Origin of the sequence: Rhizobacter sp., from assembly GCF_035702065.1 — a bacterium.
Classification (GTDB): domain Bacteria; phylum Pseudomonadota; class Gammaproteobacteria; order Burkholderiales; family Burkholderiaceae_C; genus Rhizobacter.
This window is the reverse complement of record NZ_DASSRA010000410.1, coordinates 1-12,569: the sequence shown is the minus strand read 5'-3', so window position 1 is coordinate 12,569 and position 12,569 is coordinate 1. Positions and strand designations below refer to the sequence as shown.

At 69.2% G+C, this 12,569-nt stretch carries 13 protein-coding genes; 7 read left to right on the top strand and 6 right to left on the bottom strand.

Annotated features, from left to right (window positions below):
- Positions 1–339 precede the first annotated feature (339 nt).
- The 6 genes from VFL64_RS18090 to VFL64_RS18065 are packed head-to-tail and all read left to right on the top strand — an operon-like array spanning position 340 to position 5,652.
- The gene (locus VFL64_RS18090; protein WP_489541772.1) at positions 340–1,323 is read left to right on the top strand and encodes a branched-chain amino acid ABC transporter permease; all 984 of its coding nucleotides are present in this window, start codon (positions 340–342) and stop codon (positions 1,321–1,323) included.
- Positions 1,320–2,066 (top strand): ABC transporter ATP-binding protein, encoded by a 747-nt coding sequence (locus tag VFL64_RS18085; protein WP_489541771.1) that lies wholly within the window; start codon positions 1,320–1,322, stop codon positions 2,064–2,066. Before VFL64_RS18090 ends, VFL64_RS18085 begins: the two co-directional genes overlap by 4 nt.
- Positions 2,067–2,068: 2 nt before the next feature.
- Positions 2,069–2,812 carry an ABC transporter ATP-binding protein gene (locus VFL64_RS18080; RefSeq protein WP_489541770.1) on the top strand — a complete coding sequence of 248 codons (744 nt, stop codon included), beginning with the start codon at positions 2,069–2,071 and terminating at the stop codon, positions 2,810–2,812.
- Positions 2,812–3,855: a Gfo/Idh/MocA family protein gene (locus tag VFL64_RS18075; protein WP_489541769.1), complete on the top strand. Its 1,044-nt coding sequence runs from the start codon at positions 2,812–2,814 to the stop codon at positions 3,853–3,855. The genes VFL64_RS18080 and VFL64_RS18075 overlap by 1 nt, the downstream gene beginning before the upstream one ends.
- Positions 3,856–3,866: 11 nt before the next feature.
- Positions 3,867–4,742, top strand: coding sequence for a VOC family protein (locus VFL64_RS18070; RefSeq protein WP_489541768.1), 876 nt, complete (start codon positions 3,867–3,869; stop codon positions 4,740–4,742).
- Positions 4,743–4,752: 10 nt separating this feature from the next.
- Positions 4,753–5,652 (top strand): sugar phosphate isomerase/epimerase family protein, encoded by a 900-nt coding sequence (locus VFL64_RS18065; protein WP_489541767.1) that lies wholly within the window; start codon positions 4,753–4,755, stop codon positions 5,650–5,652.
- Between the two features lie 19 nt (positions 5,653–5,671).
- Here the strand turns inward: VFL64_RS18065 and VFL64_RS18060 are convergent, their stop codons facing one another.
- The 4 genes from VFL64_RS18060 to VFL64_RS18045 form a co-directional block, all read right to left on the bottom strand.
- Positions 5,672–5,965 carry a cysteine rich repeat-containing protein gene (locus tag VFL64_RS18060; RefSeq protein ID WP_489541766.1) on the bottom strand — a complete coding sequence of 98 codons (294 nt, stop codon included), beginning with the start codon at positions 5,963–5,965 and terminating at the stop codon, positions 5,672–5,674.
- A gap of 90 nt (positions 5,966–6,055) precedes the next feature.
- Positions 6,056–7,549, bottom strand: coding sequence for an arylsulfotransferase family protein (locus VFL64_RS18055; RefSeq protein ID WP_489541765.1), 1,494 nt, complete (start codon positions 7,547–7,549; stop codon positions 6,056–6,058).
- Between the two features lie 73 nt (positions 7,550–7,622).
- Positions 7,623–7,925: a hypothetical protein gene (locus VFL64_RS18050; RefSeq protein WP_489541764.1), complete on the bottom strand. Its 303-nt coding sequence runs from the start codon at positions 7,923–7,925 to the stop codon at positions 7,623–7,625.
- Positions 7,926–8,018: 93 nt separating this feature from the next.
- On the bottom strand, positions 8,019–9,521 hold the full coding sequence (locus VFL64_RS18045; protein ID WP_489541763.1) for a glycine betaine ABC transporter substrate-binding protein: 1,503 nt from the start codon (positions 9,519–9,521) through the stop codon (positions 8,019–8,021).
- 182 nt (positions 9,522–9,703) lie between these two features.
- Between VFL64_RS18045 and VFL64_RS18040 the strand changes: the two genes are divergently transcribed.
- On the top strand, positions 9,704–10,612 hold the full coding sequence (locus VFL64_RS18040) for a dienelactone hydrolase family protein (protein ID WP_489541762.1): 909 nt from the start codon (positions 9,704–9,706) through the stop codon (positions 10,610–10,612).
- A 37-nt stretch (positions 10,613–10,649) separates the two neighbouring features.
- Here VFL64_RS18040 and VFL64_RS18035 read toward each other — a convergent pair whose 3' ends face one another.
- Together VFL64_RS18035 and VFL64_RS18030 are read right to left on the bottom strand one after the other, a co-directional pair.
- Positions 10,650–11,147, bottom strand: a complete 498-nt coding sequence (locus VFL64_RS18035; protein WP_489541761.1) for a nucleoside deaminase — start codon at positions 11,145–11,147, stop codon at positions 10,650–10,652.
- Positions 11,148–11,274: 127 nt separating this feature from the next.
- Positions 11,275–12,294, bottom strand: coding sequence for an ABC transporter substrate-binding protein (locus VFL64_RS18030; RefSeq protein WP_489541760.1), 1,020 nt, complete (start codon positions 12,292–12,294; stop codon positions 11,275–11,277).
- Positions 12,295–12,569 lie beyond the last annotated feature (275 nt).

The following is a 12,569-nucleotide window of genomic DNA, read 5'->3' as shown; positions in this document are numbered from 1 at the left end:
TGAGAGCCGTCGAGCAGCGCAGGGCTTTGTGGGTGCGCGCGTCAGCGCGCTTCGTCCTCTGACTTCGGGCAGCTGTCTGAGCGCAGCGCTCGCAGAGCGCGTAGCGAGTTCTGCCCGACCCACAAAGTCCGAGCAGCACAGAGCAGTCGCCCCTAGGGCGACCGGCGAACGGGGTCGCCTTTTCTTTGGTGACTTTCTTTTGGCGAAGCAAAAGAAAGTTACTGCGCCGCCGGGCGCACATCCCGGCGCGGCCTCACGCAGGGAACAACCACTGCGACAAGCAGCACACGGCTTCGATACCTCAGCCCGAACGGTCGGTGGCGTGCGAAGGAACACAGCATGAACAAGAACCTCCTGATCGGCGCCATCGCCCTGATCCTGCTGATCGCCATCCCTCCCTTCCTCAAGAACTACGGCATCTACCTCTTCAGCTACTGGCTGGTCTTCGTGATCGCCAACATGGGCCTCAACCTCACCATCGGCTACGCCGGCCAGAAGTCGCTCGGCCACGCGGCCTTCTTCGGCATCGGCGCCTACACCGTCGCCATCCTGATGAAAGCGGGCCTCAGCTTCTGGCTCGGCTTCCCGCTCGCCATCCTCGGCTGCTTCGTCATCGGCCTCGGCCTCGGCTTCCCGGCGCTCCGGGTGCAGACCATCTACCTCGCCTTCGCGACCCTTGGCTTCAACACCGCCGTCTGGCTGGTGATGCGCAACGAGGAGTGGCTCACCGGCGGCACCTTCGGCATCAACAACATCGCGCGGCCCACGCTGTTCGGCCTCTCGCTGGACAAGAACCTCGCCTACTACTACTTCATCCTCGGCATGACGCTCGTGCTCGGCGGGCTGCTGTGGAAGCTGCTCAACTCGCCTTGGGGCAAGGCCTTCACCGCGCTGCGCGACAACCCCATCCGCGCCGAGAGCCTGGGCATCCACATCCAGGCCTACACCCTGCTCTCCTTCGCCATCGGCGCGGCCTATGCCGGCGCGGCGGGCGCGCTGTTCGCCTCGCTGGTGCAGTTCATCGAGCCGGCGCCCTTCACCGTGGGCGCGTCGATCATGATGTACCTGATGGTGGTGGTGGGCGGCCCGGGCTACTTCTTCGGCCCGCTGATCGGCTCGGCCGTGGGTGTGCTGCTGCCCGAGTGGCTGCGCTTCGCCCAGGGCTGGTACCTGTTCGTGTTCGGCAGCGCGGTGGTGCTGCTGATGCTGTGGCTGCCCGATGGGCTGCTCAGCATTCCCGACCGCATCAAGGCCAAGCGGCAGGCCCGCGAGGCCTCGGCAGCACGCGCGGCCTCGGCGGCCGCGCTGGGAGCCCAGCCATGAGCGCGCCGCTGCTCAAGGTCACCGGCCTGAAGAAGTCGTACGGCGCGATCCTGGCCGTGGACGGCGTCTCCTTCGAAGTGATGCCGGGCGAGATCTTCGGCGTGATCGGCCCCAACGGCTCGGGCAAGACCACCATGTTCAACAGCGTGCTGGGCCAGATCAAACCCAACGCCGGCAGGGTGGAGCTGAAGGGCCAGGACATCACCGGCCTCTCGCCGCTGCAGCTGAGCCACCGCGGCGTGGGCCGCACCTTCCAGACGCTGCAGGTGTTCGGCAAGATGAGCGTGCGCGACAACCTGCTGGTGGCGGCCCAAGAGCACCACGGCAGCATGGGCAGCCGCATGTTCGCGCCCAGCGATTCGGGCCTGGGTGCCAAGGCCGATGCGCTGATCAAGCAGTTCCGCATCGAGCACGTGGCGCACAAGAAGGCGGGCGAGCTGAGCTACGGTCAGCAGAAGCTCGTCGACATCGCCATGGCCTTCATGAGCGACCCCGACCTGGTGCTGCTCGACGAGCCTTGCGCGGGCGTCAACCCGAGCCTGGTGGGCGGCATCAGCACGCTCCTGAAGGAACTCAACCGCGAGCGCCAGGGCAGCTTCATCGTGATCGAGCACAACATGGACTTCGTGATGGACCTGTGCCACCGGATCATGGTGATGGTTGAGGGCACGGTGATGGCCATCGGCACGCCGGCCGAGATCCGCGGCAACAAGCAAGTTCTTGACGCGTACCTGGGGAACTGACCATGACTGACGTTGCCATTGAGTTCGATGACGTCGTGGCCGGTTACGGCGACTTCATGATCCTCAACAACCTGAGCCTGCAGGCCAAGCGCGGCAAGATCACGCTGCTGCTGGGCCCCAACGGCGCGGGCAAGTCGACCGTGCTGAAGACGCTGTTCGGCATGCTCAAGGTGCGCCAGGGTCATATCAAGCTCGACGGGCAGGAGATCACCGGCGCCAGCGCGAAAGACCTGCTGGTCAAGCACGGCGTGGCCTTCGTGCCGCAGGGCCGCAACCTGTTCGGCCAGCTCACGGTGGAGCAGAACCTGGAGCTCGGCGGCATCACGCTCGGCATGAAGACCACGCACGAGCGCATCCCCGAGGTGCTGGAGCGCTTCCCACGCGTCAAGGAGCGCATCCACAGCCAGGCTTCGGCCCTGTCGGGCGGCGAGCAAAAGCAGCTGGAGATCGCCCGCGCGATGCTGCTGCGACCCAAGGTCTTGCTGATCGACGAGCCGTCCATCGGGCTGTCGCCGCTGGTGGTGGCCGACGTGTTCAAGCTGCTGCGCGGCCTGGCCGAGCAGGGCACCACGGTGCTGATGGTCGAGCAGAACGTGAAGAGCGCGCTCAAGATGGCAGACGAGGCGATCGCGCTCGAGTCGGGCCGCCTGGTGCTGCACCGCCGAGCCGACGAGCTGCTGGCCGACCCGCACATCGAGCGGCTCTTCCTCGGCGGCGCACACGCCATGGCAGCCAAGGCCGCGTGATGAAGGCGCTGCGGCTGGCCCTCGCAGGCGCTGGCGTGATCGGCCGCGCGCATGCCGAGCGCATGCGCAGCCAGGCGCAGTGCGTGCTGGCCGGCGTGGCCGACCCCACGCCGGAGGCCGCGGCCTTCGCGCAGGCGATGGGCGTGCCGCACTTCACCACGCTCAACGCGCTGCTCGAGGCCACGCAGCCCGACGGCGCCATCCTCGCCACACCCAATGCCCTGCACGTGCCCGGTGCGCTGGCCTGCCTCGCGCGGCGCGTGCCGGTGCTGGTGGAGAAACCCATCGCCGACACACTCGACGAGGCCCACGTGCTGGTGGCCGCAGCCGCCACCAGCGGCGTGCCGGTGCTGGTGGGCCACCACCGCCGGCACAGCGCCCTCCTGCAGGCCGCGCGCGCGGTCATCGAGAGCGGGCAACTCGGCCGGCTGGTGTCGGTGAACGGCAGCGCCACTTTCCGCAAGCCCGACAGCTACTTCACCGAAGCGCCCTGGCGCGCCCAGCCGGGCGGCGGCCCCATCCTCATCAACCTGGTGCACGAGATCGACAACCTGCGCATGCTGCTGGGCGAGATCGTCGAGGTGCAGGCGCTGGCCTCGAACGCGGCGCGCGGCGGGGCGGTGGAAGACACGGTGGCCATCAGCCTGCGCTTTGCCAACGGCGTGCTGGGCAGCTTCCTGCTGTCCGACAGCGCGGCCAGCCCGCGCAGCTGGGAACAGACTTCGGGCGAGAACACGCGCTACGACCGCCACACCGATGAAGACTGCTACGTGATCGCCGGCGATGCCGGCTCGCTCGAGGTACCGACCATGCGCCTGCGCCGCTACGCCGGCGAGCGCTCGTGGTGGGAACCGCTCGTGACCGAGACCCTGGCCGTTCCCGCGCTCGACCCGCTGCAGCGCCAGCTCGACCACTTCTGCGCCGTCATCCGCGGCGAAGAGACCCCGCTCGTCAGTGCTGCCGACGCCGCACGCACCCTCGAAGTGACCCTGGCCGTGGGCCGTGCCGCGGCCAGCCACCAGGCACTGCGCCTGGCCGCCTGAGAAGGAACACCATGAACAACGCCTTGCAACGCGAAGGCCTGCATGCCCCGAGCAACCCGCTGGGCATGGAAGGCATCGAGTTCATCGAGTACGCCACATCGAAGCCGCAGGCGCTGGGCCACGTGCTGGAGAGCCTGGGCTTCCACCCGATCGCGCGCCACCGCTCGCGCGAGGTGCTGCTGTACCGCCAGGGTGGCATGAACGTGATCGTCAACGCGCACGCGCCGGAACTCGCCGGCGCAGTCGACCAGACGCCGGTGATCGCGGCACTCGCGCTGCGCGTGCGCGATGCGGCCGACGCCTACCGCCAGGTGCTGGAGCGCGGCGCCTGGGCCGTGCCCACGCAGGTGGCGGTGATGGAGCTCAACATCCCGGCCATCCACGGCGTGGGCGCGAGCCGCATCTACTTCGTCGACCGCCACAAGGAGTTCTCGATCTACGACGTGGACTTCGTGCCCATCCCCGGCGCCGAGCGCCACCCGCCCGCGCTCACCGGCCTGCACTTCTTCGGCGTGGTGCAGTACATCGGGCTGGACCGCTACGACGACTGGATCGAGTTCTACGCCGAGCTGTTCGGCTTCGAGCCGCTGCCCGATGCACAGCGCTTCGGCATCCTGCCCAAGGGCCATGTGCTGCGCAGCCCCTGCGGCAGCTTCTTCCTGCAGCTGGTGGAGCCCGAGTTCGACCAGATCGACGCCGACAGCACCGAGTACTTCTCGCGCATCGGCCTGGGCACGCCCGACGTGCTGGCCAGCGTGGCGGCGCTGCGCGCGCGCGGCGTGGCGTTCTCGGAGTCGCCCGTCACGCACGTCGAGGCGCGCGGTGCGCTCACGGCCGGCGTGCTGGGGGGCTTGAGCTTCGAGCTGGTTCACCACGAGCCGACCTGAGGAGCCTGCCATGAGTCAATTCGTCGGCAACATCGACGGCTTCGGCATGGACACCATCTCGCTCACGGGTCCGCTGCCCGCCAAGCTGGCGGCCATGCGCGCAGCCGGCTTCACGCAGGTGATGCTGGCCGCGCGCGACCTGGTCGGCCACCCCGAGGGCGTGGACGCCGCGGTGCAGGCCGTCAAGCAAAGCGGCCTGCGCGTTACCGGCTTCCAGGTGCTGCGCGACTTCGAAGGCCTGAGTGGCCACCTGCGCGAGTACAAGGTCGACATCGCCAAGTCGATGCTGGCCATGTGCGCCGCGGTGGGCTCGCGCGTGCTGCTGGTGTGCTCGTCGACCTCCACCCACGCAACCGGCGACCCGGATGTGCTGGCGCGCGATCTGCGGCGGCTCGCCATGCTGGCCGTGCCGCACGGCATCCAGGTCGCCTACGAGGCGCTCTCGTGGGGGCGCACGGTCAACGAGTTCCCGCAGGCCTGGGATCTGGTCTGCCGCGCCGATGCGCCCAACCTCGGCATCGGGCTCGACTCGTTTCACATGTTCGCGATGAAGACGCCGCTGGACGCGCTGGACGAGCTCGACCCGCGCAAGATCTTCCTCGTTCAGCTGGCCGACTTCATGTGGAACGAGATCCGCTCGGTGCAGGAGCGCATCGAGACGGCGCGCCACTTCCGCGTCTTCCCCGGTGAAGGGGTGCACAGCGAGCAGGTGGCCGAGATGGTGCTGCGGCTCGATCGCCTGGGCTACCGCGGCGACTACAGCTTCGAGGTCTTCAACGACGACTACCAGCAGATGCCCATGGGCACGGTCGCCCAGCGCGCCTACCGCTCGGCGCTGTGGCTGGGCGAAACCGTTCTCAAGCGATCGGTGCCGCTGCCGGGGCGCATGCGCCTGAAGGCGATGCGCTGACAGGGGCCCGGCCTGCGGCTTACGAGGCAGCGGAGGCCGCCGCCTTCTTCTTTTTCTGCTTGGCCTGCGCGTCCCTCATCGCGGCCTTGCAGCCGTCGGAGATCTGCGACTGGTACTTCTTCATGCACTGCATGATGCGGCCCTCGCCGGGCTGGATGCCGGGGCAGTGCGTCTGCACATCCGTGTGGCAGGCCTGGGCCAGCGGCCCCACCGGCTGGGGCACGGTGGGCGGGGGCGGGTCGGCCGCGAAGGCCGGCGAAAGAGCCACACAAGCGGACAAGGCCAAACCGACAAGGGAGCGTTGGATCTTCATTGAAGTTGTCTCCTGGTTGGGGGGATGACATTCAACGCCCAAGCCGCGGCAATGTCCATGCAACCCCCAAGGATTCATGGTTTTGGGGGGTCACGGGAACTTGCGCGCCCGGTACGAGAAGTAGCCGTAGGTCCAGGGGCTGGGCAGCAGCGTGAGCTGGAACGAGAGCGCGCCGCTGGCGGTGTCGTACTCCGTCACGTCGCTCTGCTGGCCGTCGAACTCGCCCCAGCCCACCAGCGCGCGGCCACTGGCAAACAGCTGCGCGCTGCCGAGGTTGTAGCTGTAGTGCGCATCGGTGGTGTAGGCGGTGAAGCTGGTGGCGGTCTTGCCCGCTTCGTTCAGGCCGAAGGCGAGCACGCGCGAGCGTGAGCCGGCGGGCGCCACGTCGAACAGCGTGAGCCGGCCGTCGGGGGCGCGCTGCGCGTCGTGCGGGCTGGTGAACTTCTGGTCTGCGCTGAGCGCGAACTGGTCGCAGGGGCCGCCCAGGATCCAGGGGATGGAGCCGTCCGCGCGGTTGATCTTGAGCACGGAATCGAGGTGGCGGAACGAGGCGATCCAGTTGCCGTCGCCGTCGACCACCAGCGAGTCCCAGTGCGCGTAGTCGGCGCCGTTGCTGGCCGCGTAGTTGTTGCCGCGCGCCGAGCAGGCGTAGAGCTCGGGGTGGTCGGTGGAGAGCCAGCTGAAGGTGGCCGCGCCGTTGACGATCTCCTGCAGCCCGGTGCCCAGCACGTTGAGCGTCTGCCCGGGCAGCGCGGGGATGTTGCTCACCGCCTTGGCCGCGTACACGCCGACGATGTAGTGCCCGTCGTCGACGATCACGTGGTCGTGCCCGTCGATGGCGTAGGTGTTGCCGTCGGGGAAGGGCTGCGCCTGCACGATGGTCAGGGTGTTGAAGTTGGCGTCCATCACGCGGATGCCTTGCACGGCTTCGTCGTAGAAGCTGTAACGCGTGACGCCGCCGGGGATGATCGTCTTCTTGAAGTCGAGGATCTCGCGCCGCGGCGGGTTGCGGTAGTAGTACTTGAGGCGGCCGTTGTTGTCGACGATGTAGGCGAAGGCCGCGCCGTGGCCATGGGGGTCGAAGGGCGTGAGGTAGAGGTCGCCCGGCTGCGGGGTGGTGATGACGGCAGCGTTGAAGGGCGCGTGGTCGATCGGGCGCGCCCGCAGCGTGTAGGTGGCGACCTGGTTGCTGCGCGTGTCGGTCACCGTCACCGGCACGTCGGAGCTGGCTTCGAGGGCGGGGAAGGGAATGCTGATGTACTGGTTGGCGCCCACCGTGCTGCCGGCGGCGCTCACGGTGATGCTGCAGCCGGTGCACGAGAAGCGCAGCTGCACCACGCCACCGGCAAGGTTGGCACGCAGGTTGAGGTCGGCGTAGGCGGGGTTGCCGCTCACGAGGCCGGTGCCGCCGACCCCCAGCGCGTCGACGCCGCTGAGCTGCTGCGCCACGGCGGGGTTGGCCATGGGCACGGTGGGGTAGGGGCTGGGTTCGGGGTCGTCGCTGCAGGCCGCGAGGGCGGCAGCGAGCAGGAGCACGGACAGGCGCAAAGGCAGGCGGTAGAGCTGGTCGAGCTGGGGCCTCATGGCGACTCCTTGTGGGTGACGCGGAGAGCCGAGGATAGCCCGGGCGGCAGGCCCGGCGCCCTGGGGAAGATCGTTATGCGGTGGCGGCTCCGGGCGCGGCTGGCACGGGTTGCCTGCGGCGCAGCAGCACTGCGCCGGTGACGGCGTAGCAGCCCGCCACATTGCCCAGGCACACGAGCGCGAAGCGCAGGTCCTGGTTCACCAGCCAGGCATAGAGCAGCGAGACCGTGCTGGATGCGCACCACAGCCCCCAGGTGCCCAGCGACACATCGGCCGCGCGGTTGCGGCTGCGCCAGACCGCCTTCACCTGTGGCACGTAGGCCGCGACGAACACCACACCAAACAGCGCGTACAGCGCACTCACCAGGCCCAGCACCACCACACTCCAGAGAACCTCAATCGTGCGGCCAGTGTCGCGCGCGCGCTCGCGTGGCGATCGGTGGAGAACAGCCCGCTTTCGGCGTTTGTTTCAGCGTTCTTTCGCGCGGCGCAGCCAGCGCTCGGCCCCCTCGAACAGCCCCTGCGTGAGCACTGCCAGTGCCGCCGCCGGGATGGCCCCGGCCAGCAGGGCCGCATGGTCGTTGAGCGCCAGGCCGGTGACGATGCGCTCGCCCAGCCCGCCGGCGCCGATGAAGGCCGCGATGGTGGCCGTGCCCACCGTGATCACCGCCGCCGTCTTGATGCCGGCCAGGATCACCGGCGCAGCCAGCGGCAGGTCGACGCTGCGCCAGCGCTGCGCGGCAGTGAGGCCGAGCGCCGTGCCCGCCTCACGCAGGCCGCTGGGCACCTGCGTGAGGCCGGTGGTGGTGTTGCGCACGATGGGCAGCAGCGCGTAGAGCGCGAGCGCCACCAAGGCCGGCCCGGTGCCGATGCGGCCCATCAGCGGGATCAGCATCGCGAGCAAGGCCAGCGCCGGCACGGTCTGCAGCAGGCCCACCACCGCCATCACCGGCTGCTCCAGCCGCGGCAGCGCAGCGGCCGCCGCACCGAGCGGAATGCCGACCACGCAAGCGGCGAGCACGGCCACCGCCACCAGCAGCAGGTGCTGTGCGGTGAGGCGGTAGAGGTCGTCGGCGACGAGGCGTTGCCACAGGCCGCCGCGCGCTGCAGCCGTGGGGGCGGCCTGCCGCGAGACGAAGTCGTGCGCGATGTCGGCAAAGGCGCGGCCGCGCAGTTCGGCGTCGCCGTTCATCCCGATCATGCGGGCCTCGTCGATGCGGCCTTCGAGCGCCGCGATGGCGCGCCACGCAGCGGGAAAGCGCTGCGGCACATCCAGCCGGTACAGCAGCACCGCGTCGTAGCGCGGGAAGAAGCCCAGGTCGTCGGCGAGCACCGCCAGCTTCAGCTCGGCGATCTTGGCGTCGGTGGTGTAGATGTCGGTGAGCGCGATGCGCCCGCTCGCCAGGGCCTCGTAGGCCAGGCCATGGTCGATGCCCAGCGGCTTGTGCGCCAGCCCGTAGCGTGCCGCGAGGCCGGGCCAGCCATCCTGCCGGCCCAGGAACTCGTGCGACAGGCCCGGCACCAGCTCGGGGTGCGCCTTCAGCTCGCTCAGCCGCGTGAGCCCCAGGCGCTGGCTGTCGGCCGCGCGCATGGCCAGCGCATAGCCGTTGGCAAAGCCGAGCGGCACCGCCACGCCCAGGCCCTGGCGGGCCAGTTCGGTGCGCATGGTGGCGAGGTCGGTGGGCTTCGCGTGCTTGAGGATCTCGGCGTCGATGGTGCCCAGGTACTCGGGGTAGACGTCGATGGCGCCGGCCTTCAGCGCCTCCAGCACCACGGCGGTGTTGCCCAGGCCCTGCCGGTGCTCGGCCGGGCCGTGGGCGCGCGCCGTCTGCGTGACGATCTCGCCGAGGATGTACGACTCGGTGAAGCGCTTGGAGCCAACCTTGAGCGCGGCATCGTCGGCGGCATGGGCCCACGCCATCCACAGGCTCAGACAGAAACCGAGGGCCTGGCACAGGCGGCGTCGCGTCATGCGTGCTCCTTTCGCTGAAGAACCGCACGATAGCGGCAAGCGGGAGGCCGCGTTCAACGCGTCGTGGCCGGTGGAGCCCGCGGATCGCACATGGCAGGTGCTTCCCAGGTTGCGCTCGCGGCCGGAGGCTTGTAGCGTCTCGCTCGCCCGACCGGGCGATCGACACCCAGGAGAAACCACCGATGTGTGACGAGACCACTGAACATGACAACGAGGAAGGCTTTGCCTCCGGGCGCTTGACGCGCCGCGGCTTCGGCGCGATGTCGCTGGCCGCGCTGGCGGCGTGCACCACGGCGCCACCCAACCCCGAGCTCATCACCGAGAAAGACGTCGAGATCGACACGCCCGACGGCAAGATGGACGCCTACTTCGTGGCCCCCGCCACCGGCAAGTGGCCGGCCGTGCTGGTGTGGCCCGACATCATGGGCGTGCGCCCGGCCTTCAAGCTGATGGGCCAGCGGCTCGCCAAGTCCGGCTACGCCGTGCTGACGGTGAACCCGTTCTACCGTTTGCAGAAGGGCCTGGTGTTCGACGCGCAGACGGAGAAGTTCTCCGACCCGCCGGTGCGCCAGCGCCTCTTCGGCCTGATGCAGCCGACCGTTGGCAACCCCGAGTACACACGCAAGGACGCCATCGCCGCCATCGCCTGGCTGGACAGGCAGGCCGCGGTCGACACCGCGCGCGGCGTGGGCACGACCGGCTACTGCATGGGCGGCCCGCTGGTGATGCGCACCATGGCCTACGTGCCCGATCGCGTGAAGGCCGGCGCCAGCTTCCATGGCGGCGGCCTGGCCGTGGTCAACCCGTCGGCGCCGGAAGCCCAGCGCGCCAACAGCCCGCACCTGCTGGTGCCGCAGATGAAGGCCAAGGCCGTGCTGATCGCCGTGGCGCAAAACGACGACAAGCAGGACCCGACCACCAAGGACACGGTGAAGGCCGCGTTCGTCGCGCGGGGCATCCCCGCCGAGGTGGAGGTCTACCCCGCCGACCACGGCTGGTGCCCGCCCGACAGCCAGGTGTACGACCAGACCCAGGCCGACCGCGCCTGGGGCCGCCTGCTGGCGACCTTCCAGGCCGGCCTCAAGGCCTGACCCGAAGGAGCGCGCGCGGCCCCCACGGGCCGCGCCGTCACTTCCAGAAGCCTCGGTGCAGCACCGAGGCTTCTTCGACCAGGCAGGGCCCGATCGCCTCGATGGCGTGCGGCGAAGCGCGGAACACGTCGCGGCACGACAACTCGGCATCGCGCTGGGTGGCCACCGTGCCGCGGAAGACACGCAGGCGCTCCGCGTCGATGCCGAACACCACGCGCGGGATGCCCGACCAGAAGATCGCCCCGGCGCACATCACGCAGGGCTCGCCCGAGGCGTACATGGTGGCCGTGGCCAGCAGCTCGCGCGGGTAGCGGGGCGTGGCCTCGCGCAGCGCATTGACCTCCGCATGCGCGGTGCAGTCGCCGCTCTCGACGTTGCTGTTGATCACCTCGGCCAGCACCTGCCCCGCCGCCGTGGCGATCACCGCGCCGAAGGGCCGGTTGCCGCGCACGCGGGCCGCGGCCGACAGCTCGATGGCGCGGCGCAGGTAGAGGGCGTCGTGCGCGTCGATCACCTGTTCTGTTGGCTGGCTCATGTTGTGCCCTCCCGGTCATCCCGGCGAACGCCGGGATCCACTGGGGTCACGTCACCTCGGGTCGGAATCGCACAGCCTCCGGCACGGGTGGATCCCGGCCTGCGCCGGGATGACGCTGCGCGTGCCGTCATGCCTTCACCATGCGCTCGGCCTTGGGCGGCAGGAAGCCGAGGTGGTAGACCGCCTCGAAGGCGGGCTTGCTCTTGAGGCCGAAGGTCTCGCTCACCTCGGCCAGCTGCTGGTCGACGAAGCTGCGCTTCACGTCTCCCAGGCCATGCTCGCGTGTGTCGCTGCCGAGCACGTAACCCTGCGTGATGCGCCAGCGCTCGGCCTCGACCTTCTCGTCGATCAGCGGCTCGCGCTGCTTCACGTAGGCCATGGCCGCCACCGGGTTGGCGATGGTCTCGACCACGCCGCGGTTGGTGGCGCGCACGAAGCCGGTCACCGCCTTGGGGTTCTCGGTGATCAGCTTCGTGGCCGCGAGCACCGCGTTGCCGTACACCGCCAGGCCGGAGTTGGCGAAGGCGAGCACGCTGAGCTCCTCGGGCTTGATGCGCTGGAACAGCGACACGGCCGAGTCGTGGAAGTAGGTGGCGCCGTCGACGTCTCCGCGCACGATCACGTTGTCGCGCTGGCTGAAGTCGGTGGTGACCCACTCGAAGGCGTCGGCCTTCACGCCGGCGTGCTTGGCCGCCATGGGCCAGCAGCGCTTGGTCGACTCGACCGCCGCGGCGGCGATGCGCTTGCCCTGCAGGCTCTTGAAGTCGCTGGTGATGCCGCGGTCCTTGCGGCCGATGATGGCGAAGGGGGCGCGGTTGTAGTACTGGTACACCGCCTGCACCAGGCCGGGTTGGCTGGCACTGAACTCGATCAGCGAGCTCACGTCGCCGAAGCCCATGTCGTAGGCACCGCTGGCGGTGCGGGTGATCGAGGCCACCGAGCCGTTGCCGACGTCGATGCTCACGTCCAGCCCCTCGTCCTTGTAGTAGCCCTTGTAGAGCGCAAGCAGAAAGGGCGCGGTCTGGCCGCTGATGCGGAAGTCGAGCGTGAACTTGATGCGCGTCGTCGGCCCCTGCGCAAAGCTGTGCGGCAGGGCGAGGGTGGCAGCGCTGGCGGCCAGGGTTTGAAGAATGCGGCGGCGTTGCATGGCGGTGGCTCCTTGGGTGTGGGTGAAGTTGAAAGTCCTCCGTTCGCACTGAGGTATCGAAGTGCAGCGCGTGGCACGGCGGTGCGGGGCTTCGATACCTCAGCCTGAGCGGGCTGGGGTTCGCGTGGCGGCTGGACAGTCAGGCCGCGGCCTGGATCGGGATCACGGCGTGCTCGTACGTGTTATCGCGGTGGATCTCGCGCTCGCCGTGGCGGGCCAGGTGCTCCATCAGCTTCTTGCGGATCAGCATGCCGGGGCGGTCGCTCTCCATCGAG